Origin of the sequence: Campylobacter concisus (assembly GCF_003048615.2) — a bacterium.
GTDB lineage: Bacteria > Campylobacterota > Campylobacteria > Campylobacterales > Campylobacteraceae > Campylobacter_A > Campylobacter_A concisus_C.
This window is the reverse complement of record NZ_CP049263.1, coordinates 1647929-1671832: the sequence shown is the minus strand read 5'-3', so window position 1 is coordinate 1671832 and position 23904 is coordinate 1647929. Positions and strand designations below refer to the sequence as shown.

The 23904-nt window shown below is 40.7% G+C and carries 22 protein-coding genes and 1 pseudogene; 20 read left to right on the top strand and 3 right to left on the bottom strand.

Translation table 11 applies throughout. From position 1 onward, the window contains the following. The first annotated feature begins 1 nt into the window (after position 1). The 6 genes from gltX to CVS89_RS08295 all read left to right on the top strand — a co-directional run bounded on the left by gltX (position 2) and on the right by CVS89_RS08295 (position 4810). Positions 2–1381, top strand: coding sequence for a glutamate--tRNA ligase (gene gltX / locus CVS89_RS08320; protein ID WP_012140345.1), 1380 nt, complete (start codon positions 2–4; stop codon positions 1379–1381). Continuing rightward, a complete protein-coding gene (locus CVS89_RS08315) occupies positions 1378–2631 on the top strand; it encodes a malic enzyme-like NAD(P)-binding protein (RefSeq protein ID WP_107847371.1) in 1254 nt (417 codons plus the stop codon). Before gltX ends, CVS89_RS08315 begins: the two co-directional genes overlap by 4 nt. Before the next feature lie 90 nt (positions 2632–2721). Beyond that, positions 2722–3348: a uracil phosphoribosyltransferase gene (gene upp, locus CVS89_RS08310; RefSeq protein ID WP_004317747.1), complete on the top strand. Its 627-nt coding sequence runs from the start codon at positions 2722–2724 to the stop codon at positions 3346–3348. A 9-nt stretch (positions 3349–3357) separates the two neighbouring features. Beyond that, positions 3358–3864 (top strand): ribonuclease domain-containing protein, encoded by a 507-nt coding sequence (locus CVS89_RS08305; protein ID WP_107847373.1) that lies wholly within the window; start codon positions 3358–3360, stop codon positions 3862–3864. After that, the gene (locus CVS89_RS08300) at positions 3861–4133 is read left to right on the top strand and encodes a barstar family protein (RefSeq protein WP_107847375.1); all 273 of its coding nucleotides are present in this window, start codon (positions 3861–3863) and stop codon (positions 4131–4133) included. Before CVS89_RS08305 ends, CVS89_RS08300 begins: the two co-directional genes overlap by 4 nt. Beyond that, on the top strand, positions 4130–4810 hold the full coding sequence (locus tag CVS89_RS08295; protein ID WP_107847377.1) for an MqnA/MqnD/SBP family protein: 681 nt from the start codon (positions 4130–4132) through the stop codon (positions 4808–4810). Before CVS89_RS08300 ends, CVS89_RS08295 begins: the two co-directional genes overlap by 4 nt. Before the next feature lie 42 nt (positions 4811–4852). Here CVS89_RS08295 and CVS89_RS08290 read toward each other — a convergent pair whose 3' ends face one another. From CVS89_RS08290 to CVS89_RS08280, 3 genes are all read right to left on the bottom strand, one after another. Next, positions 4853–5458, bottom strand: coding sequence for a DUF6803 family protein (locus CVS89_RS08290; protein WP_107847379.1), 606 nt, complete (start codon positions 5456–5458; stop codon positions 4853–4855). A gap of 131 nt (positions 5459–5589) precedes the next feature. Then, positions 5590–6303 (bottom strand): TorD/DmsD family molecular chaperone, encoded by a 714-nt coding sequence (locus tag CVS89_RS08285; RefSeq protein ID WP_107847381.1) that lies wholly within the window; start codon positions 6301–6303, stop codon positions 5590–5592. Next, on the bottom strand, positions 6296–7969 hold the full coding sequence (locus tag CVS89_RS08280) for a 4Fe-4S dicluster domain-containing protein (RefSeq protein WP_107847383.1): 1674 nt from the start codon (positions 7967–7969) through the stop codon (positions 6296–6298). The genes CVS89_RS08285 and CVS89_RS08280 overlap by 8 nt, the downstream gene beginning before the upstream one ends. Positions 7970–8123: 154 nt before the next feature. On the opposite strand from CVS89_RS08280, the gene selA reads away from it, so the two are divergent. From selA to CVS89_RS08210, 14 genes and pseudogenes are all read left to right on the top strand, one after another. Then, positions 8124–9449: an L-seryl-tRNA(Sec) selenium transferase gene (gene selA / locus CVS89_RS08275; protein ID WP_107847385.1), complete on the top strand. Its 1326-nt coding sequence runs from the start codon at positions 8124–8126 to the stop codon at positions 9447–9449. Next, on the top strand, positions 9446–11266 hold the full coding sequence (gene selB / locus CVS89_RS08270) for a selenocysteine-specific translation elongation factor (protein ID WP_107847388.1): 1821 nt from the start codon (positions 9446–9448) through the stop codon (positions 11264–11266). The genes selA and selB overlap by 4 nt, the downstream gene beginning before the upstream one ends. 53 nt (positions 11267–11319) lie before the next feature. Then, positions 11320–12027 carry a thioredoxin domain-containing protein gene (locus CVS89_RS08265; protein WP_004317675.1) on the top strand — a complete coding sequence of 236 codons (708 nt, stop codon included), beginning with the start codon at positions 11320–11322 and terminating at the stop codon, positions 12025–12027. Between the two features lie 280 nt (positions 12028–12307). Continuing rightward, the gene (locus tag CVS89_RS08260) at positions 12308–12514 is read left to right on the top strand and encodes a twin-arginine translocation signal domain-containing protein (protein WP_004317725.1); all 207 of its coding nucleotides are present in this window, start codon (positions 12308–12310) and stop codon (positions 12512–12514) included. Between the two features lie 11 nt (positions 12515–12525). Beyond that, positions 12526–12786: pseudogene (locus CVS89_RS10080) on the top strand (hypothetical protein); the annotation flags it as partial. A 60-nt stretch (positions 12787–12846) separates the two neighbouring features. Then, positions 12847–15501 (top strand): formate dehydrogenase subunit alpha, encoded by a 2655-nt coding sequence (locus CVS89_RS08250; protein WP_232527121.1) that lies wholly within the window; start codon positions 12847–12849, stop codon positions 15499–15501. A 10-nt stretch (positions 15502–15511) separates the two neighbouring features. Then, positions 15512–16072: a formate dehydrogenase FDH3 subunit beta gene (gene fdh3B / locus CVS89_RS08245; RefSeq protein ID WP_021092752.1), complete on the top strand. Its 561-nt coding sequence runs from the start codon at positions 15512–15514 to the stop codon at positions 16070–16072. 316 nt (positions 16073–16388) lie between these two features. Next, positions 16389–18332 carry an FTR1 family iron permease gene (locus tag CVS89_RS08240; RefSeq protein ID WP_107847390.1) on the top strand — a complete coding sequence of 648 codons (1944 nt, stop codon included), beginning with the start codon at positions 16389–16391 and terminating at the stop codon, positions 18330–18332. Positions 18333–18352: 20 nt separating this feature from the next. After that, a complete protein-coding gene (locus tag CVS89_RS08235; protein WP_009294901.1) occupies positions 18353–18874 on the top strand; it encodes an iron transporter in 522 nt (173 codons plus the stop codon). A gap of 51 nt (positions 18875–18925) precedes the next feature. Continuing rightward, the gene (locus CVS89_RS08230) at positions 18926–20305 is read left to right on the top strand and encodes a Fe-S-containing protein (RefSeq protein ID WP_107847392.1); all 1380 of its coding nucleotides are present in this window, start codon (positions 18926–18928) and stop codon (positions 20303–20305) included. Next, on the top strand, positions 20302–21594 hold the full coding sequence (locus tag CVS89_RS08225) for an ABC transporter permease (RefSeq protein ID WP_107847394.1): 1293 nt from the start codon (positions 20302–20304) through the stop codon (positions 21592–21594). Before CVS89_RS08230 ends, CVS89_RS08225 begins: the two co-directional genes overlap by 4 nt. After that, positions 21581–22723 (top strand): ABC transporter permease, encoded by a 1143-nt coding sequence (locus CVS89_RS08220; RefSeq protein ID WP_107847396.1) that lies wholly within the window; start codon positions 21581–21583, stop codon positions 22721–22723. Before CVS89_RS08225 ends, CVS89_RS08220 begins: the two co-directional genes overlap by 14 nt. A gap of 1 nt (position 22724) precedes the next feature. Further along, the gene (locus CVS89_RS08215) at positions 22725–23414 is read left to right on the top strand and encodes an ABC transporter ATP-binding protein (protein WP_103639155.1); all 690 of its coding nucleotides are present in this window, start codon (positions 22725–22727) and stop codon (positions 23412–23414) included. Next, a complete protein-coding gene (locus CVS89_RS08210; RefSeq protein WP_103598594.1) occupies positions 23404–23898 on the top strand; it encodes a TlpA family protein disulfide reductase in 495 nt (164 codons plus the stop codon). The genes CVS89_RS08215 and CVS89_RS08210 overlap by 11 nt, the downstream gene beginning before the upstream one ends. Positions 23899–23904 lie beyond the last annotated feature (6 nt).

Here is a 23904-nt window from a genome sequence, read left to right as displayed (position 1 = left end):
AATGATAGTTACTAGATTTGCTCCGTCGCCTACTGGATACCTACATATAGGCGGACTTAGGACAGCTCTTTATAATTATTTATACGCAAGAGCTAACAATGGAAAATTTCTGCTCCGCATCGAAGATACTGACTTAAAACGAAACTCAGAAGAGGCCACGCAAGCCATAAAAGAGGCATTTGCTTGGTGCAAGCTAGATCACGACGGCGAAGTGACCTATCAGTCAAAGAGATTTGATCTTTACAAAGAGTATGTTAAAAAGCTGCTTGATGAGGGCAAAGCCTACAAATGCTACATGAGCAAAGAGGAACTTGAGGAGCTTAGAGCTAGTCAAGAGGCTAGAAAAGAGCGCCCAAAATATGATAATAGATATAGAGATTTTACTGGCACGCCTCCAGCTGGCATCGAGCCAGTCATCCGTATAAAAGCCCCACTTAGCGGCGAGATCGTCATACATGATGGTATAAAGGGCGAGGTTAAATTTAAGGTTGAAGATATCTTAGACGACTTCATCATCGCTAGAAGCGACGGCACGCCAACATATAACTTCACAGTTGTGATAGACGATGCGCTAATGGGTGTAACTGACGTTATTCGTGGCGATGACCACCTCTCAAATACCCCAAAACAGATCGTTCTTTACGAGGCGCTTGGATTTAAGGTGCCAAAATTTTATCACGTCGCTATGATAAACGGCGAGGACGGCAAAAAGCTTAGCAAAAGACACGGCGCGACTGACGTTATGGAGTATAAAAAGATGGGCTACTTGCCTGAAGCGCTCTTAAATTTCCTTGTTCGTCTTGGCTGGAGCCACGGCGATGATGAGATTTTTACTATCGAGGATATGCTTAAATACTTCAATCCAAACGATATCAACAAAAGCTCAAGTACCTACAACGCTCAAAAGCTTGACTGGCTAAATTCTCACTACATCAAGACCTTGCCTTATGAGAGGCTAGCGCACGATATGCTCGAGTTTGGCGTGGATTTTAAGGCTTTGGTAAAGGGCGAACTACTGCTAAATTCGCTCCGTGAGAGATCAAAGACACTAATTGAGATGGCAAACAGCGCAAATGCTATTATCAACGCTCCAAAAAGCTACGATGAGAAAGCTTGGGCTAAATTTATAAATGAAAATAGCAAAGAAATTTTGGCGAAATTTGCTCAAATTTTAGACCGTGACCTTGACGCAAAGGGATATGAGGAGCTAACTAATAAATTTTTAGAGCAAAATGGCTTAAAACTAAAAGACCTAGCTCAGGCCCTAAGGATAGCGCTAACTGGCTCAAGCGTGAGCCCAAGTATCTTTGAAGTGCTTGAAGTAGTAGGTAGCAACGAGATCAAAAACAGAATACAAAATTTATTAAAGGAAGAGAAATGACACATGTAACTAAAGAAGAGGCACTAAACTACCACATAGGCGGTAAGATCGAGATCAGGGTAAAGACACCTTGCGAGACTTCAAGAGACCTTTCAATGGCCTATACACCAGGCGTTGCTGAGCCTTGTAAAGAGATAGAGGCTGACACTGAGCTAGCTTATAAATATACAAATAAAGCAAATTTAGTAGCTGTCATCACCGATGGCACGGCTGTTCTTGGACTTGGCGACATCGGCGCTATCGCTGGTAAGCCAGTTATGGAGGGTAAGTCAGTTTTATTTAAGAAATTTGCAAACGTTGATGCCTTTGACATCGAGCTAGATGAGCACGATCCTGATAAGATCGTTGAGATTTGCAAGGCTCTAGCTCCTACATTTGGCGGTATAAATTTAGAAGATATCCGCGCTCCAAAGTGCTTTGAGATCGAAAGAAAGCTTCAAGAAGCAGTCGATATCCCTGTAATGCACGACGATCAGCACGGCACAGCGATGATAACAAGCGCTGGCATTATAAATGCGATGGAAATTTCTGGCAAAGATATATCTAAGATAAAGATCGTAGTTAGCGGCGCTGGTGCAGCTGGCATCGCTTGCGCAAAGATGTATAAAGCACTTGGCGCAAAACACATCGTGATGATAGATAGCAAAGGTGTCATCCACTCAAAAAGAACAGACCTAACTCCAGAGAAGGTTGAATTTGCGCTTGAGACTGAGGATAGGACTTTGGCTGATGCGATGAAAGGTGCTGATATGTTTTTAGGTCTTTCTAAGCCTGGCGTTGTGACAAAAGAGATGGTCGCATCAATGAACAAAGAGCCTATCATCTTCGCTTTGGCAAACCCAGTGCCTGAAATTTTCCCAGAGGACGTCGTAGCTGTAAGAGATGACGTTATGATGGGCACAGGCAGAAGCGACTATCCTAATCAAGTAAATAATGTTTTGGGCTTTCCATTTATCTTTAGAGGCGCGCTTGACGTTAGGGCTAAAAAGATCACTGAAAATATGAAAATGGCAGCAGCTAAAGCGCTTGCACAGCTTGCAAAAGAGCCAGTGCCAGCTGAAGTTTTAAAAGCAAGTGGCGTTAGCGAGCTAAAATTTGGCAAAGAGTACATCATCCCAAAACCATTTGACAAGCGTGTGCTAACGGCGGTCGCTCCAGCAGTTGCAAAAGCTGCAGTTGAAGATGGCGTAGCGAGAGTAAAAGATTTTGATGTTGAGGCTTACAAAGCCAAACTTGCAAAAGGTTTTTAATCAAATTTAGCCCAAATTTTGGGCTAAATTCTCCTCTTGGCATTTTGTAAAAGACAAACCTTGTAAAAACAGTAAATTTAAGGACAAAAAATGCAAAACGTGAAGCTCATCTCACACCCATTGATCGAGCACAAATTAACAATCTTACGTGATAAAAACACCCAGCCTTTTCAGTTTCGCATGCTAGTTGATGAGATCAGCTACCTTATGATCTTTGAGGCGACTAGAAATTTAAAGGTAAAAGATGTCAAAGTCCAAACACCAGTTGCGGTGGCAGACGCAAAAAGGCTCACTACAAAGGTGATGATATGCCCTATTTTAAGGGCTGCTCTTGGCATGCTTGATAGCGTCTTTACCATCATCCCAGATGCGAGCGTTGGCTTTTTGGGCTTTCAGCGAAACGAAGAGACAGCGCAGGCTGAGTTTTTCTACGCAAAGCTTCCAAAAGACGCAAAAGAGCGCATGGCGATCATCATAGATCCTATGTTTGCGACTGGCGGCACGGCGATAGACGCGGTTAAGTTCTTGCGTGAAAAGGGCGTTAAAGAGATAAAATTTATCTCTATCATCGCCGCACCTGAGGGGCTAAAGAGATTTAGCGAAATTTACCCAGACGTCGAGGTCTATACGGCATCGATCGATGAGAAACTAAATGAGAAAAACTACATCGTCCCAGGTCTTGGTGACGCTGGCGATAGAGTTTTTAACACACTTTAAGGGCTAAATTTGAACAAAAGACTTTTGCCAGCTCTAGTTGCCTTTGTCATTGCCATCATCGTTGGCACCTTCTTTTTTTCAAAAGAGGGCGGCGAGGCAAACAAAAACGCTCAAATTTTACTTGAGCAGCTAAACAAAGAGAGGCAAAAGAGCCAGAGCCTCGCAGAAAACGGCTCATACACCTCAAAAGATGAGGTCGCACTTTATATCTATAAATTTAACAAGCTACCAAAGAATTTCATAACCAAAAAAGAGGCACTTGAACTTGGCTGGGACGCAAAAAGCGGAAATTTATGGCAGATAAGCGGCGGCAAAAGCATTGGTGGGGATAGATTTTCAAACAGAGAAAAGAGGCTGCCTGAGGCTGATGGTAGAAAGTGGTTTGAGTGCGATGTAAATTATAGTGGTGGCAGGCGCGGTGCTGAGAGAATTTTATACTCAAACGACGGGCTTATCTACTACACACCCGATCACTACGAGCATTTTTACCTGCTTTATGAGAAGAGGATGCAATGAAAAGCGTGATCTTAGATGCCAAAAAGATGGTTGAAAAAGAGAAGATGCATGAGTATTTTGCTAAGAAATTTGACCTGCCAGAGTACTACGGCAAAAATTTAGACGCGCTCTTTGACTGCCTTTGTGAGATAAATGAGCCAACGCTTATAAAGCTAAAAAATGAAAATGCTTTGGATAGTGCCACAAAAGAGAGCTTAACCCAGCTATTTTGCGACGTTTGCAACGAAAATGCGCTAGTTAAATTTGAGCTTGTAAAAGATGAAAAATGATATTTGGAAAGATTGATTATCTAAATTTACTCCCATTTCACGTTTTTTTAAAATCAGCCCCACTAAGCTCTCAGATAAAAAAGGCTATCGAGTTTAAAAAAGGCGTGCCAAGCAAGCTAAATAGGGCACTAAATGCCAGAAAGATCGACGCTGCGGTTATTTCAAGCATAGCCAGCAAAAAGGCAAATTTAAAGAAGCTAAATTTTGGAATAGTCGCCAAAAAAGATGTAAAAAGCGTGCTTGTGCGCAAAAATTCAGCCCCAAAGCCAGATCCTGCCTCAGCTAGCTCAAACGCCCTAGCCAAGGTGCTTAAACTAAATGGAGAGGTGATCATAGGCGACAGGGCACTAAAGGCATACTTAAGCGAGGGCAAAGAGTGCTTTTACGACCTTGGTCAAATTTGGTACGAAAAGACAAATTTGCCATTTGTTTTTGGTAGATTTTCTTACGTAAAAAACGGCTCGTTTTACAAAAAACTGGTCGCAAAATTTCTACAAAAAAATGTAAAGATCCCAAACTATATCTTGGCCAAGTATGCTAAAAGTCGTGACATAAGCGAGCAAGACATCAAGTGGTATTTGAAATTTATAAGCTACGAAATAGGCCCAAAAGAGCAAAAATCACTCCGAAAATTTTTTAAAGAACATAGATTATTAAAAGCAGAAAAAAAGAATTAAATTTTTTATAGCTTCTTAGTAGCTGCCAAGAAGCTATAAAATTTAGTGATGCATATGCATATTTGTTGAGTTATCATCACTCATCTGTTGCATATTCATCATCATCTTATGGTGATCATGCATCGGCATATCTGCTGGCATGTTCATTGGCATATTCATCTGCATATCCATCGCGCCATTTTCAGCCTTATAACCTGTTATGGTAGGATCAACCATGCCAAATATCATAGCGACGTGTCCGACGATCAAGAAAAATATGAGCAGGCAAAAGTGAAGCTTTAGCTTTGCCTTTTGGCTTGCATTTTTATAGATCAAATTTAGCTCTAAAAGTGCGATGCCAAGAAGTGGGATAACGCCGATGAGGTATGAGTAGATAGCGATGACATCGGCATATCCGCGCCATTTTATGGTTGGATAAATTTTTGCTAAAAAGTAGATCACAAGAGCTGTAAAATAGACCCCAAGCACTATGCCAACAAATTTGCTAACGGCCTTAAAGCCAGCGTTTTTGCCACTATCCATGTGATACATCGTAAAAAACTCCATCGCCACTAAAAGCTCCGCAAGCCCCATAGGTATCACCATGTAGAGGATTAGATTGTAAGGTTGATCGAGCGATAAAAGCTCCATGTAGTGTGTCATTACCATTGTAAATCCTTTGTAAAAATTTAAAGAAATTTACTACCAAAGGGCTAAGATAGTTAAAAAATATCAAGAATAGTTGTGAGATTTAAGCGGATGTTAAATTTACTCCTAGCTGGGCTAAGAGTAAATTTAAGCTAGTCTTTAAACTCGTGTGAGATGACTGGAGAGAATTCCTCCCAGTGAAGCTTGGTTTTAATGGTTGGCATCTTGCTTTGAAATGGCTCTTTTTTAAGTGCTGCCATAGCGACGCTATCGCCTTGCGGTTTGGCTGGTGCTTCTACGTTTAAAACGACTCTTTCAAGCTCGATGAAGTCTTTTAAGATGAGCGCATAGGAGCGGAAGAAATTTGCATTTTTATGAGCTAAAAGTAGCGAGCCAAACTCATCTACAAATAAATTTAAAGTCTCGATAAAAAGCTTATCGCTGATATTTTTTTCGCCGTTAAATTCATCATTTAAAAACGTCGCCATCACTAAAAATATAAAGCCAACGTAGTCCTCGCTGTCTTTGCAAAGCTCCTTATCGCGCCTATATGGGCTAAGGTTTAGGCAGTGTATCACTCTAAGTCTAGCAGCTCCATTGTCTCTGCCCTCTTCATAAAATGAGGCGCTTAAAGGGATATTTGTAAAGCCAAAAAGAACCTCATTTTGCTCATTTACAAGCTCTTTAAAGCTAAATTTATCTAAATTTGCAAATGCCTCTGCGCTTTGCTCGCTCAAAGGATTTTGCGCTAGGTAGCTAAGCTGTTCTCTCCACCTTGCAAATTTCTCATCGCTCGTGTGAAAAAATAGCGGATAAGCTAAAAATTCGTAAAAATATGCCCTTGCTTTTGTGATGTTCTTATCCATTTAATAAATCCTCTCTCATCGCGTTTAGTTGGGCTTGCACCATGATCTTTGCCTTGCAGTCAGCACAGCAGTAAAGAGCTTTTATCTTGGCTCTGTCGTTGCCAAATCTTGGCTGCATGATCGCTGCGATCTTCTCGACTGCCTTTTTAGTCGCAAACTCTTTTCCACACTCCACGCAGGCAAATAGCTCGTCATGTGCAAGCTCGCTATAAACGAAGCTCTCAGGCTTGAGCGCTAGTTTGCCAACCTCAAGCGAGATAGTGTTTTTCTCAGCGCAGCTTAGCTCGCAGTAGCCACAGGCGGTGCAGACGCTTGGGTTAAATAAAATCGAATTTGTCTTCTTATCAGCCACCAAGGCGCTTACGTTACAAGCTCCAACACAGCTAAGACAGAGCGTGCAAGTTTCAGCGTTTATCTTAACCACGCCATATCTTATCATCTCGCCGCTTTTTACCACGCCAAGATCGTCACTACCTACGATAAACTCAAGCCTTTTAGCAAAAATTTCTCTCTTTGGCAGTGCGTATTCGTTGATCGAGTGCTGAGAGCCGTCTATTAGTTTTGCTTTTTTAAGCGCACTTTCAAGCTCAGCCTTGTCTTTTGCGTGGTATATCGCAGTCTCTTTAAATTTAAGCTCATAAATTTGATTTAATATACTAATGGCGTCCTTTTCGCCCTTGCCAAGGCTCTTGCTATATAAGATCACACTCGCGCCACTTTCTTGAAGAAGCGTCAAAAAGTGCGTTTGGCTTAGCAGATGTGGGGCTAGGATGACAAAAGGTAGGACATTTTCTGGTAGGCTGACGTTAAGCTCTTCTAAATTTATCTCCTCAGAAACGATGAGAGCGACCTTATCTTTGTAAAGCTTAGCGATAGTGGCAAATGAGCTTTGTGGCATGAGCGTTGAGTCTAGTGAGCCGCTAGGGCAGACGCTGATGCAGTTTCCGCAGTTTGTGCAATCTATCGCTGAAAAGACCAGGTGCTTTGTCTCGTCCTCTTTTAAGATAGCAACCGTTGGGCAAACCTCGGCGCAACGACCGCAAATTTCACTCCTGCGCTCGTGATACTGACAGATTGAAGAGTCGTATTGCGTAAAGCTTTTGTATCTAAATTTTGGGCTTTTTGCGTTTAAAATTTCAAGCACTTTTTCATCTTTTAGCCCTGAAATTTCGTAGCAGCCGCTTTGCTTTAGCATATAGTCCCTTGCGTTTTCAACTAAGAAAAAGTCGCAATCAACCTCAAATTCGTCATTTGCTCTAAGCACCAAAACGCTTAGCTCACCAGCTGCGCCATATATAAATTTAACCTCAAAGTGCGTTAGCTCGATCACTTTGTAGCCATTTTCTTTTAGTAAATTTGCTAGCTCTTCGCGGCCTGAGTTGCTTACTATGACAACATTTTTGCCGACCTCTTTTTCGTAATCCACATCCTTTGCCATGTCAAAGGCGCTCGCTCTTGCCTCGTAGAGTAAAAGTGTGTTTTTGGCTTTTTCTAAGACGCTTGCGGTGGTATTTTTAAGGTAGAAATTTATCTCAGGTGCGACGACATTTGCCTTTAGCTTTGGAGAGTTTGAGACTAGATAGTCGCCATTTTCGTTGTTGATCTCTATCTGCTCATTTAGCATCAAAGCATCGTCAAAATCGTTATAAAAGCCAAATTCTTTCATTGTTTCTCCTATTATCAAAAACGGGCTTATTCTAATATTAATGGGATTAATAGACTCTGAAATTTATATGCTCTTTTTTTGCTCTAAGTTTTAATTTATAATATTTTTATGTTAAAATCACGCCTTGGTAAAACTAACTTACTAGGAGCGCAAATTGAACGATTTAAGAAATATCCCACAAGTTGATAAGATCATAAAAAATGAAGCATTTTCGGGGCTTGATACGAGTTTGGTCACTATGCTTGCAAGGCAAATTTTAGATGAGGTTAGAGCTAAAATTTTAAATGAAAATGCAAGCTTTAGCGGAGAAGAGATAATAAATTTGATCCTAGATGAGTACTATAAATTTAATGAAGCTAGCCTTCAAAGAGTGCTAAATTTAACCGGTGTCACCATACATACAAACCTCGCTAGAAGCGTTATCGATAAAGAAATTTTAAAGCGGGCAACGCCTGTTATCACAGGATACTCAAACCTCGAATACAACTTAAAAACAGGCAGCCGCGGCAACAGATATGACTACGTTGGCTCGCTAATAGCAAGGGCCTTTGGATTTGAAGACGCCATCGTTGTAAATAACAACGCAAGCGCTGTATTTTTAGTGCTAAACACCTTTGCAAAGGGCAGAGAAGTGGTCGTTAGCAGGGGCGAACTAGTCGAGATCGGCGGTAGTTTTAGAGTGCCTGAGGTGATGGCAAATGCAGGCTGCATCCTAAAAGAGGTCGGCACTACAAACAAAACTAGACTAAAAGACTACGAAGAGGCGATCAGCGATGAGACAGCGATGCTTGTGAAAGTTCATAGATCAAATTTTGACATCGTTGGCTTTAGCGAAGAGACCACGGCAAATGAGCTAAGCGAGCTAGCAAGCAGGCAAAATTTGATAGATTATTTTGATCTTGGCAGTGGATTTTATGGAAATTTGCCTTTTAATTTAGACAAAAACGAGCCAGATCTAAAAAATTTAAAAGATGTTTCGCTAGTTAGCTTTAGCGGCGACAAGCTGCTTGGTGCGGTACAGTGCGGTATCATCGTTGGCAAAAAAGAGCTCATCGCAAAGCTTAGAAAAAACCAGCTTTTAAGGATGCTTCGTGTCGATAAAGTGATCATCTCGCTTTTGGCTGAGAGCATGAAAGCCTATCTAAACAAAGAATTTGGGCTAATCACAACGCAAAAACTACTTCATAAAAGCGTAAAAGAGCTTGAGAGCTTGGCAAATTTTATAAATAAAAGCCTAAAAACTCCGCTTGAGATAGTGCGCACACAAACCTTTGTGGGAGGTGGAGCGATGCCAAATAAAAAGATCCCAAGTGTGGCACTTGCATTTGGTGGCGACCCAAATTTAAACGAGCTAAAATTTAGGCAAAAAAGGGTGATCGGGCGCATAGAAAATGACAAATTTATGCTTGATCTTAGATCGCTTCTTGATGAGGACGTAGAGACGCTAATAAAAATAATAAATGAAACGGAAGAAAAATGAGTTTAATAATAGGAACAGCAGGGCATATCGACCATGGAAAAACCGCGCTTATAAAGGAGCTAAACGGCTTTGAGGGGGACAATCTTGAAGAGGAGAAAAAGCGTGGCATAACGATCGATCTAAGCTTTTCAAATTTAAGCAAAAATGATGAAAATATAGCATTTATCGACGTGCCAGGACATGAAAATCTCATAAAAACGATGATAAGTGGCGCGTATGGCTTTGATGCGTGCTTGTTTGTGGTGGCGGCAAATGACGGGCTCATGCCTCAAAGCTTGGAGCACCTTGAAATTTTAAATCTCCTTGGCGTGAAATCTATAATCGTGGCGCTTACAAAGTGTGATCTAGTTGATGAAGCCACCATAAATTTAAGAAAAAAAGAGATAAGAGATGAAATTTCTAAATTTAAAAACCTGCAAATTTTAGAAATTTTCGCCGTTAGCATAAAGGATAAGGCAAGCATCGATGAGCTTAAAAACTACCTCTTTACGCTAAGAGCCAAAAAGCGCGATGAGGAGGGCGTTTTTAGATACTACATTGATAGGGTTTTTAGCCTAAAAGGTATCGGAAATGTCGTAACTGGCACCGTGATAGAGGGAAGCGTTAGTAAAAATGAGAAGCTTTTTAACTACGACGCTGGCAAAGAGGTGCTAGTAAGAAGCGTGCAAAGCCACGATAAATTTGTTGATAGCGCTGGAGTTAGCAGCCGCGTGGCGCTTAATCTAACTGGCATAGAGCTTAGCGAGCTAAAAAAGGGTCAGCTACTTAGCAAAAAGGGCTTTTTTAGGGGATTTAGAGAGGTTGATGCGGTCGTAACTGCTAAAAATCTTATCCACTCTCAAAGCGTGACATTTTGCGTGGGCGCTAAAAACGTGCCCGCAAAGGTGCTAATACTAAGCCAAAAAGATGATAGCTACTTTGTAACATTTAAATTTCAAAGCGATATGTTTTTAAAATTTGACGAGGCCTTTGTGCTCATCTCAGACGCGCGCGTGATAGGCGGTGGTAGAGTGCTAAACCCTGTGCTTGAGCCACTAAAAAAAGCTGGTAAAATTCTCTTTTTAGCCTCGCTTTTAAAGCATGATTTTGTTGAAGCTTTTTCTATCTTAAAAGAGGCTCACAAAAATGGCTTTGGCATCATCTCTTCTTATCAAAGATTTGGTCTAAATCACGAAGAGGCCATAAACGTGGCCAAAAAAGTCTCAAACGTCTTTGTCGATGAAAAGGCTTTAAATATCTACGATCTAAGCGCGGTTGAGCGGATAAAATCAGCCATTAAATTTATGATAGAAAAGAACGAATTTGCTGTCTTTTCAGCTCAAAGTATCAGTCTAAAACTTGCTTGGGCTAGCCAAAATTTAGCCCAAAAAGCGCTTGACGAGCTTGAAAGTGCAAATTTGATCGCCAAAGATAGCGGTGTCTATACCAAAAAAGGCGTTGATATTAGCAAGCTAAAAGTTAGGCTAGAAGAGAAAATTTACGAAATTTTAGAAAGTGGCAAGCTAGCCCCAACGGCGCCATATAATATATATGATGATTTAGAGATCGATAGAGTTAGTGGTGACAATGCCCTTAAAAAGCTAACCGCAATGGGCAGGGTCATAAGGCTGGAGCATAACCTTTTCATCACTAGAAATTCGCTAAAAATGGCACTTGATAAACTAAGAGAGATCATAAAAAATCAAGGCTTTGTAAATGTCACAAACGCCAAGGATGCGCTAAATTTAAGTAGAAAATATATAATCGCCTACCTTGAACAGCTCGATCTTGAGAGTGACATAATGAAGCAAGGAAATGATAGGGTTTTTCGCAGTTAGTATTCATTTACAAAAAGCAAATATAATCCGCCAAATTTTTAAAAAGGATAAAAATGAAAAAAGTGATCTTAGCCTCAATCATCGCGGCAACTAGCCTAATGGCAGCAAGCGATAAGCAAATAGAGGACTTCTACTCTCAAATGGTTGATAGTAGCGTAAAAGTAAAGGTAGCTGACCGTCACAAAGTGGCAGGCGACATCGAAGCTGTCGTGGTAAAACTAAGCAAAGATGGCAACTCACAAGATGAGATAGTATTTACAAAAGGCGACTTCATCTTCCCAGACGTGATCGATCTAAAAGAGCAAAAATCATACCTAGCTGAAGTGAAAAAAGAGGTCATCGCAAAGGGAATTTCTAAAATTTATAAAGATGAAGACAAGGCAAACATCATCGTTCTTGGTAGCGACCCTAAAAAGCCAACTATCATAATGTTTTCAGACCCAGAGTGCCCATACTGCAGGGCTGAGCTAGCAAAGATCGAGACAACGCTAAAAGATAGCAACGTAGAGATCGTCCTAACTCCAGTCCATGACATCTCATCACTTCAAAAAAGCTCACTAATCTACAAAGATGCAAAAGCTGCTAAGAGTGACAGTGACAAGGTTAAAATTTTAAGAAAATACTACGCTGAAGACTACAATGTAGATGATAAGAGTGTTAGTAAAGAAGATGTCGCAAAGATCGATAATCTGCGCAAAAAATACTTTGCAGCTGGCGTTAGATCAGTGCCATTTATCGTAAATAAAAGCGATCTAAAATAACATTTTCTAGGGAGCTCTCCCTAGAATTTCTGCTACAAATAAATTTTATAAATTTAAAGTATATTTAACTATATTTTTAATAAATACTTAACATTATTAATTAAACTTTTATATTTACTTTGCTTAACTTAGAAATATGCTAAATTTACATAGTTTAACTTTAGGGTGCTAAAATGCCCTTAAATAGGCTATTTGCGATATTTTAGAAATCCTAAATATGCAAATTTTACATATTATTGAACCAAATTTCTCAAAAATTTTTGAGGCATAAGGAGGAAAAATGCAAGGATCAAGAAGAGATTTTCTCAAAAAATCTCTAAAAGTCGGTGCTGCCAGCGGAGTACTCGCAGTCTCAGCCGTAGCAAAAGTGACTAGTGATGACTTGGCTCCTGATGACAATGGCGTTGTCGTAGGCAAGTCAAACAAAAAAGAGGTGCTTTATAAAAAAAGCAAAAACTGGGAAACCTACTATAAAATCGCATACTAAGGGAGAAAACCATGAGTGATGCACGTATAGGAAGACGTTCATTTTTAAAGCTAGCCGCACTAGGTGCTGGCACCACAATGGCTTTTGGACAAAATGATACGATAAGACACGCTAGCGCAGAGGAGATAAAAGATCCTTTCCCTGGCTCAAAAAAGGTTAGAACTATTTGTTCTATATGCTCAGCAGGCTGTGGTATCGAGGCTGAGGTACAAGATGGTGTTTGGGTTCGTCAAGATATGGCGATGTTTCACCCGATATCTCAAGGCTCACACTGCTCAAAAGGTATCGATCAGATCGACCTTACACATAGCAAACAACGCATCAAATACCCTATGAAAAAGGTTGATGGCAAATGGCAAAGAATTTCATGGGATCAAGCCGTAAATGAGATCGGCGATAAGATGCTTCAGATCCGTAAAGAAGATGGTCCTGATAGCGTTATATTCTTAGGATCTGCGAAATTTAACAACGAACAAGCATATTACTTTAGAAAATTTGCTGCGTTTTGGGGCACAAACAGCAACGACCACGTAGCAAGAATTTGACATAGCGCAACAGTCGCCGGTGTGGCGAATACTTGGGGTTATGGCGCGATGACAAACCACTTTGGAGATATGGCTGCAAATTCAAAATGTATATTTATAATAGGTGCAAATCCAGCTGTGGCAAACCCAGTTGGCGGTATGAAGCACACTTTGCAAGCAAAAGATAGAAACAACGCAAAAGTGATCGTAGCTGATCCAAACTTTACAAAATCAGCCGCTCACGCTGATCTATACCTAAGACAAAGATCAGGTACCGATATAGCGCTTGTTTATGGACTTATCCACATCATCTTAAAAAATGGCTGGGAAGATAAAGAATTTATAAAAAATAGAACTTACGGCATCGACGAGATAGCAAAAGAGGCTGAGCACTGGACACCAGAGGTCACATCTGACGTTACAGGCGTACCAGTTGATAAGCTAATGGAGGCTGCAAATATCCTAGCTCACACAAAACCAGGCACTGTGATCTGGGCACTTGGTATCACTCAGCACTCAGTTGGTAGCTCAAATACGAGAATTTTACCTATCCTTCAACTAATCCTAGGCAACATGGGCAAACCAGGCGGCGGCTGTAACATCATCCGTGGTCACGACAACGTTCAAGGCTCAACCGATATGTGTAACCTCTCAGATAGCTTGCCGATGTATTACGGACTAACTGACGCGGCTTGGAAGTACTACTGCCAAGGCTGGGGTGTTGATTATGACGAGTTTGTAAAACGCTTTGCAGTCTCAACAAAAGAGCCAAAACAAGGCGGCACACCAGTTAAAAACACTGTTTTTGAAGAGTATTACTACCACGATCCTAAAAATCCAGAGGATAGAAACTGGAGAAATGAAAAAGGCTGGTCACTTTCAAAATGGTGGCAAGGCGTCTTAAAAGAGGAAAATACCTTTAGCAGTGGCGCGTTAAGAGTTCTTTGGGTTCAAGGAACTGGTCTAACATCTATGGCACACCTAGCTAAAATTCAAGAAGCAGCCTCAAAACTAGATATGATCGTAGTTGCTGAGCCATTTGTAAATGAAATTTCTATCCTTTCAGATAGAAAAGATGGTGTTTATATCTTGCCAGTGGCAACTGCCTTTGAAAACGAAGGTCACCTAAACGCTACAAACCGCTCAGGTCAGTGGAGAACAAAAGTCGTTGATCCACTTTACGAGAGCAAAGGCGATCACGAAGTAATGTTTGCATTTGCTAAGAAATTTGGCTTTTACGATGAATATGTAAAAGGTATGAAGATGGCTGTCGTAGATAGAGAGCTAAAACAAGTAAAAGATGACTTTGTATGGCCAGATGACGCGACAAATGAGATAGCAAGGGTTGGAAATTCTATCGGTTATGGCGGCAGAACTGCTGAGATGTTTAGACGTCACCAAGCAAACTGGGATAAATTTGACCCAGATACGCTAATAGGTCTTGGCGGCGAAGTAAAAGGCGAGTACTACGGCAAGCCATGGCCAGCATGGGACGAAAAACACCCTGGCACACCTATACTTTACGATATGAGCAAGTCTTATGCAGAGGGTGGCTCTGGCTTTAGAAACCGCTTTGGCTTAGAGCATAACGGCGTTAGTCAGCTAGCTAGCGAAGAGGCAACTTTGGTTGGCTCAGCTATAAAAGGTGGCTACCCACAAATCACAAAAGATAATATAGAAAAAGTCCTAGGCATCACTCTAACTGAAGAAGAGAAGGCTAAGATAGGACCTAGCTGGAGCATGGACTACAGCGGTATCATCTTAGAAAAATGCCGTGAAAAAGGCGTCGTGCCGTATGGTAACGCAAGGGCTAGAGCTATCGTTTGGGAATTTCTTGATCCTATCCCAAAACATAGAGAGCCTATCCACTCACCACGCTGGGATCTTGTCCAAAAGTATCCGACATTTGATGATCAAGCTAGAAATTTCCGTGTTTCTACTAGATTTAAGTCAGAGCAACAAGCAAAAGACTGGTCAAAAGAGTTTCCAATCGTATTTAGTACGCAACGCGTCGTAAATTTAAGTGGTGCGGGAATGATAGAAAGAACAAGTAAATATCTCTCAGCTATCACGCCTGAGATGTTTGCTAACGTTCACCCTGAGCTTGCTTTAAAATACGGCATAAAAGATCGCGATATGATGTGGATCCACAGCCCACAAGGCACGAAGATCAAAGTAAGGTGCTATCACAGCTATATGGTAACTCCAGATAGAATTTGTATGCCTTACAACTTCGCTGGCGTTATGCAAGGTGTCGATCTCTCAGCTCGCTACCCAGAGGGCACCAAGCCTTATGTTATCGGCGAGAGCTTTAACACAGTTACTAACTACGGATTTGACCCTGTTACTCAAATTTCAGAATTTAACGCAGGTCTTTGCCGCATAGAAAAAGCTGAAGAGAATACCTTTAAAACATCGTTTTATCACGAGTATGGCGAGAGAGACGCCTTAGGTAAAGAGTAAGGAGAGAAAAATGGCAAGAATGAAATTTTTTGTAGATACTAATAGATGTATCAGCTGCTATGGATGTCAAGTCGCTTGCTCTTCTGCTCACGAGCTTCCAGTAGGAATTTATAGAAGAAAAGTTATCACACTTCACGATGGTATCGAGGGCAAAGAGGTATCAACTACTATCGCATGCCAGCACTGCACCGACGCACCTTGTGAGCAAGTTTGTCCGGTTGATTGCTTCTACATTAGAGCTGATGGTATCGTGCTTCACGATAAAAACAAGTGCATAGGCTGTGGATACTGCCTATATGCTTGTCCATTTGGTGCGCCGCAGTTCCCTAAAGACGGGGCATTTGGCGTAAAAGGCGTAATGGATAAATGCACCATGTGTGCAGGCGGTCCAGAGCCAACAAATTCACACGAGGAGAGAGAGCTTTACGGTCAAAACAGAATGGCTGAGGGCAAAGTGCCTATGTGTGCGGCTATCTGCTCTACAAACGCACTTTTAGTTGGCGACGCTGCTGAGGTCTCAAATGTATATCGCAAACGCGTTATGCTAAGAAATACAGGACTAAACGTATAACATTAAGGAGGGCGCTTGCTCTCCTTTTAAATTTATAAAATTTAAATTATTTTTTATGATTTTTATAATCTAAAATTTCATCAATAATTTTCTTTACCTATTAAAATTATCAAAAATATATAACTTTTTTATCTCGATATGAAATTTTGATCTAACCCTCTAAAGCCCTAAATTTACGTAAAGTTGATTATTAGATTGTAAAAAATATTATTTATACTTTCAATTTACATTCTTTTATGATAATCGTTTTTATTTTAATCAAAGTAAAGCATTGGTAATATTCCACTTTAAAATAATCTCACAGGTGGTTTAACTAATGAATAAATTTTTTAAATTTATGCTTATCATGCTACTTCCTATCTGGCTTGTGGCAAAAAATGACGACTACACACAAGTCGCAGCTCAGATAAAAGAGTCATTACAAAAAGTAATAACAGAGTATAGAGCTGGCAACGTCGAGCAAGCAGTTAGCGATACTCAAAATGCTTATTTTGGTCTGTTTGAAGATGTCGAAGCTGGCATCAGAATAAATTTAGGTCAGAAAAAAGCTTACTCTATGGAGAAGCAGTTTGGCGAGATCAGAAAGGCGATAAAAGCTGGCGAAGCACCAGATGACGTGCAAAAAAGAATAGATCAGATAAATAGCGAAATCGCTGAAGTTTTGCCAGTTATTTTAAATGGACATAAGCTTGTTGGTGAGTATTCAGACACTCCAGCACAAACTGCTGCAAGTGGCTATGACACTTCTAAATTTATCCCTGAGTGGAAGGTGGCATTTGAAAATTTATCAGCTACTTTAGATAAAGCCATAGCAAGCTACGAGAGCGATAAACAAGATGATGCTAAAAATTCTATCCAAGATGCTAAATTTAATGATTATAGAAACACTCAACTTGAAATCGCCGTTCGTCAATATATAGAAAATGGCAAAAGCATAGATGCTGACATCCAAAGAAAGATGGGTGAAGCGATCAGTGGCATCGCTAACGGCATAACAAAAGATGATTTTAAAACAAAGCTAGAAGAGATCAAAAAACTAGCTTATGATGCCGTTGCAAAACTCCCAGCTGAAACAGTAAAACTAGCAAAAGTTGATATGAGTAGTGCAGCATCTAGCGATAGCAGCGAAGATAGTGGCACAGACTACACTCAAACTGTTAAAAACATAAATGACAAAATTCAAGCAGCCATCGCGCTTTACAAAGGTGGCAATAGTGCTAAAGCTATGGGCGATATCCAAGATATCTACTTTGATGAGTTTGAAGGTAGCGGCATGGAGAACAAAGTAGGTGCAATAGATGTAAATTTAAAAACAGCTATCGAAGCTACATTTGGTAACCTTGTGGCCCTTATGAAATCAGGTGCAGACGAAAAAACACTTGAAGAGAGTGCAAGCAAGATGTCATCTCAGCTAGCAGCTGCACTTGAGAAAACTAGCGGTTCAAGCTCACCTTGGACGCTATTTATCTGGGCACTAACTATCATCTTAAGAGAGGGTTTTGAAGCTCTTATCATTGTTGCAGCCGTCGTTGCATATCTTGTAAAAACTGGCAATGCAAAATCTATGGGCAAGGTCGTATATAGCTCAGTTGGCGTGGCTGTCATCTTAAGCTTTGTCATGGCTTGGATAATGAACGCCATCTTTGGTGAAGCAGCAGGTCAAAAAAGAGAGCTTATGGAAGGCATCACGATGCTTGTTGCAGTGGGACTTCTATTTTATGTTGGCTTCTGGCTTCTTTCAAATGCTGGTGCTAAAAAATGGAACGACTATATCAAATCACATGTATCTGATTCTATCTCAAGTGGCTCAAGCACGATGCTTTGGTGGACTGTATTTTTAGCGGTATTTAGAGAGGGTGCTGAGACAGTGCTATTTTATCAAGCGCTTATCTTTGACGCAAAAGACTCAGCTGGCTACTCAATGATCGCGGCTGGCTTTGTTGTAGGTCTTATCGTTCTTTTGATAGTCTATTTCTTATTTAAAATTTTCGCTATTAAAATTCCTATTAAGCCATTTTTTATATTTACATCAGCTATCATCTTTTACATGTCGATCGTCTTTGTTGGAAAGGGCGTTGGCGAGCTAGTTGAGGGCAAAATTTTCATACCAACTATCATAAAAGGACTAAATTTTCCTGACTGGATGAGAGACTGGCTAGGACTTATGCCATATTACGAGAGTTTAATACCTCAGATCATTATGGTGCTTGCCCTAATTATAGGCATCGCTATCATGAAATCAAAACAAAATAAAAACTAATCTTATTTAAAGGAGAGGAAATGAATAAAATTCTTAGTTCAGCTCTAGCACTTAGCCTAGCAGCTGGTTTTGCACTTGCTGGAGAGCACCCAATCGGCGAGCCTGTAGAGGCTAATGGCATGGAGATAGCTGCTGTTTATCTTGAGCCAATCGACATGGAGCCAAAAGGCGTTGATCTAGCTCCAAGCTTGGCTGATCTTCACCTAGAAGCTGACATCCACGCTGTAAAAGGCAACAAAAACGGCTTTGGCGAAGGCGAGTGGATCCCATATCTAAAGATCAACTATGAGCTAAAAAACCTTGATAATGGCAAAACTAAAAAAGGTACATTTATGCCTATGGTTGCAAGCGATGGCCCACACTACGGTGCTAACGTAAAAATGGATACAGGTGTTGGTAACTATGAGCTTAAATTCCACATCGACAATCCAGAAAAACAAGGCTTTGGTCGCCACGCTGACAAAGAGACTGGTGTTGGTAAATGGTTTGAGCCTTTCACAACAACTTATAAATTTCAATGGACAGGTGGTCCTGTTAAATAATCACTTTGGGGCGTTCTCGCCCCTTTTTAAAAATTCTCATAGGGTTTAGTTATGTCAATTTACTTCTATCAGGTCTTTTTAGCCCTCCTTGGATTTACGCTTTTTGCTGCCTTAAATAACAATGGCAAAAGTTTAAAAACGGTCTTTTTACCATCATTTCTTGGCGTTGTTGCTGGTGTGCTTATCTTTAAAGCTGCTCGTCATGCGCTTGTTGATGACCAGTTTAAAATTTTCATAGATTCAGTGACACTGGTTTTTCTACTAATTAGCATTTTATGGATATTTTTCGAGCTCAAGATAGCAAAAATCGTAACATTTTTTATTTTAGGCATCGGCTTTGGCTTTGGTTATAGCTCAAGTAGTGCATTGTTCCCGCTATTTGGCGGCGAGCTGCTTGACACGCTTTCAGTTATAAGCTTCTTTTTGATGATCTTTGCGATGATCTTGATACTATTTTTATTTTTCTTTATTTCGAATTTAAAAGCAAGTATCCCATCATCGCTAGCTAAAATTTTAGCTCTTATCACACTAATATTTTTACTAGTTGATAGAAGCTCACAAACTGCACTCGAGCTTTTACGTGCAGGCGCTTTAAAGATAAGTAGCGAGCTAAATTCTCAAATTTTATCTATCAGTGCAAAAGGCATCTACGTCACAGAATTTAGTGCCTATTTTTATATAGTTGTGATCCTACTTTTATGCATCATCGCATTTTGCTTTATGCCAAAAAGTATCGATAAGAGCACGTTTGGCTCTATCAAATACCGCTTTACAAAAGCTATTAGAGAAAATGTCTTTGACAATGCAAAATTTGCATTTTGCAGCGTTTTAATAGCGCTTGGCTTTTCACTTTATTTTGATCTTTACGCATCTCGCCCACCTCAAATTTCAGAGCCACTCTTGGTTGAGCCAGTGGGAGATAAATTTATATTTGATGTTGATATGTTAAAAGATAATGAACTTCACAGATTTGCCTACATCACAGATGAGGGCAAGCAGATAAGATTTTTCTTGCTAAACCGCTTTAGCGACCGCCCATCTCCTGTCATCGTCTTTGACTCGTGTATGATCTGCGGTGATATGGGCTACATAAAAAAAGGTAATGACCTTATTTGTATCTCTTGTAATGTTAGAATTTTCTTACCGTCAGTTGGCAAAGAGGGCGGTTGTAACCCGATCCCTATGGCATTTACTTTTGATGGTAAAAATATCATAGTTGATTATAAAACGATCGTCGCAGGGGCAAACTACTTTAGCAAGGTCGTCGAAAAGATGGTGCTTGACCCAGTTAGTCGCAAAAAGGTGAGCAATCTTGATTCAAGATCATATTTATACTACGGACGCACATATTTCTTTGAGAGCAACGAAACTCAGGCGAAATTTGAAGCAAATCCAGAAAAATATGTAGAAACAAATGGAACGTTAAAATGAAAAATATGCAACTAAGAATGATAAAAAGCTCGATCACGGGCTCAAAGGTGCAAAAGACGATGGCGTTTATCACCATCTTGCTAGCTGCTCTTTTGATAGCTTGCATGCTAAATATCACGCTTAAAATCGGCGATCAGGTGGCAAGCGAGCTTAGAGGATATGGCTCAAATATCGTCGTTTTACCACGCGGTGAGAGCCTAAGCATCGAGATCGAGGGTAAAAATTTCACCCCACTAAAATCACAAAATTTACTCCCAGAGGCTGATATTTACAAGATAAAAGAGATCTTTTGGAGAAATAACATCGTTGCCTTTGCGCCGTTTCTAGAGACAAAGGTCAAAGATGAAAAAGGTAATGAATTTAGCTTTGAGGGGACATATTTTGATAAAAATATCGGACTAAAAGATGAGCCAGAATTTAGCACAGGCGTTAAGAGTTTGTATGGATTTTGGGGTGTTGAGGGCGCTTGGCCAAAAGATGAGAGCATGGATGAAATTTTAGTAGGAGATGAGCTTGCAAAGGCTAAAAATTTAAAAGTTGGCGACAAGCTTAGCCTTGTGGGCAAAAACGGCACAAAAGAGGTTAGCGTGGTTGGCATCTTAAAAGGAGCAAGCGATGAGGCACATAAGCTAATAGGCTCGCTCAAACTTGCTGGCGATCTCTCAGGGCATCCTGGCTCATACACAAAAGCTGAGGTCTCAGCCATGACGATCCCAGAAAACGACCTATCGCTAAAGGCTAGACGAAATTTAGACAACCTTGATAGTGCAGAGTACGACAAATGGTACTGCTCAGCTTATGCAGGATCTATCGCATTTCAGATAGAAGAAAATTTACCAAACGTTAGCGCAAAAGCAAGCCTTCAAGTAAGCGATGCTGAGAGTAATATCGTAAAGAAAATTCAAAGTCTAATGGGTATCGTTAGTATCATCGCTCTTGTGGTCTCAGCTATTGGTATAACATCGCTAATGACAAGTGAAATTTACCGCCGTAAAAAAGAGATCGGTCTTTTAAAAGCCATAGGCGCAAGTAACTTTGAAATTTACGCCCTTTTTGCTAGCGAGAGCCTTGTGGTTGCCTTTTTTGCAGGCATCACGGGAGCATTTTTAGGATACGCGCTAAGCTACGTGATGTCTTACATCATCTTCTCTCACGGCATAGGCATAGCATGGATCGTGCTGCCAATTAGCGTGGCATTTGCCTTGCTCATCTCAGTCGTTGGCTCGCTAATGCCAATGAGAAACGTCATAAATTTACTACCTGCGGAGGTGCTATATGACCGCAAATAGCAAATTCTTTTACAACCTGATCTACAAAAGCCTAAAAAATGGCTCATCAAGGGTTATGGTCATCGTGATCTCGATCTTGCTTGGAGCGTGCGTGTGTGCGGCATTTGTCAATGTCTATCTAGACATCGACTCAAAGGTCTCACGCGAGCTAAAAACTTATGGTGCAAATATGATCTTTGCTCCAAAAGATATGGCTACAAGTGATGATATGAGCGAAAAAACCTATAATGAAATGATCGCTAAAGTGCCAAAAGATAAGCTTCTTGGCGAGAGCGGTTATCTCTTTGCTCAGGCAAATATCGGCCCAACTAATGCCATCGTCATGGGGACAAAATTTAGCAATCTAAAAAAAGTTAAACCATTTTTAGATGTTAGAGATGGAACTATGATAAATGTTGATTTTGACGATAAAAACGTGCTAATAGGCGTCGATCTTGCTCGTCAAGCTGGCTTTAAAGCAGGCGATGATATAGAAATTCGCGCTATTGGCTCAAATGAGAGCATAAATGTAAAGATAAAAGGCGTAGTGGCAAGTGGCGACAAAGAAGACGCCCTTTTGATCACGTCGCTATCTTTGGCTCAGCAAATTTCAAACAAAGCTGGCAAGATAAACTATGCTGAAGCTGTTGTGCTTGGAAATTTTGACGAGATAACATCGCTTGCAAAGACTATTAGCAACGACGAAATAGTCGCAAAACCAGTGGCAAAGGTCTCAAAGTCTGAGGGCTACATCTTAGAGAAGATCAAGCTTCTAATGGCGCTTGTTAGCCTTGTCATCTTGCTCATTACTTCAATGTGCGTAAATACAACGCTTAGTGCTATCTTGCTCTCTCGATCACGTGAGATCGCACTTCTTAGAGCTATAGGTGCAAGCAAAAAAGATGTATTGAGGCTATTTGGCTTTGAGACATTTGTGACAGCGCTTATTTCAGCGTTAGTTGGAGCGTTTTTAGGTTATCTACTAGCTCAAATTTTAGGTTATGCGATATTTGATTCTAGTATTGATTTTAGAATTCTAAGCATCCCAGTAGCTGTGGTCATATCACTTCTTTTTGCAGTGATCGCAGCGTTTTACCCGATTAAGCGGGCACTTAATAACAAAATGGCAGATACACTAAGAGGAGAATGATATGCAAAATGCACTAGAACTTAAAAATATTTGTAAAATTTTTGGCGATGTAAAAGCACTTGATGATATAAGTTTTGAGGTTAAAAAGGGCGAGTGGGTCAGCGTCATGGGACCAAGCGGTAGCGGTAAGAGCACACTTGTAAATATCCTTTCTCTAATGGATACTCCAAGTAGCGGCGTCTATATGCTTGGCGGCGATGATGCGAGCAACCTAAATGCCGATGATACGCTTAAATTTAGACGTGAAAAGATCGGACTTGTCTTTCAGCAGTTTCACCTAGTGCCATATCTTAGCGCTCTTGAAAACGTGATGATAGCGCAGTATTATCACAGCTCGGTTGATGAAGAGGATGCTAAAAGAGCGCTTGAGGCAGTAGGACTTTCTCACAGGCTCACGCACAGACCAAGTCAGCTAAGTGGCGGCGAGCAACAACGCCTTTGTATCGCGCGCTCACTCATAAACGACCCTGAAATTTTAATAGCAGATGAGCCAACTGGTAACCTTGACGAGGCAAATGAGAGGATCATACTTGATCTTTTTTGCAAGCTAAGAAAAGAGGGCAAGACGATACTTCTAGTCACTCACAACCCAGATCTAGGCGAATATGGCGATAAGATCGTCTATTTAAGACACGGCAAACTAGAGAAGATCCGCACTATCGAAAATCCAAAGGTGCCAAATGCGATATAAATTTTTACTTTTATGCCTAGTCTCAGCCCTAGTTTTGGGCTGCGTCAAGCAGTATGAGAAGCACCACATCACGCTAAATGACTCAAGTGGCATCGATACGCAGTTTTTCCCTACTGAGAAGCGTCTAAAGATAGGCGATAAGCCATATATGCTCTTTTTCTTTGGCACGGACTGCGGGGTGTGTAAAGCTGCGATCCCTGATCTAAACGCACTTGAAAAAGAGTATGGCAAAGAGGTGCAGTTTATTGGCATTTTAGGACCTAGCAAGGGCTTTGATAAGGATATCGAAATCTTAAAAGAGCACAACATCACCTTTAAAACCACAAGCGACAAGGTCTCGGTGGATTACTTCAGCAAGGCAGTTGGTGGCGTTATGGGCGTGCCAGTTATCTATTTTTTTGATAAAGATGGTAAGATGCGATCAAAATTTATCGGTCTTACACCAAAAAGTGTGCTTGAAGGTGCTATAAGATCGCTCTTATAGGAGTGA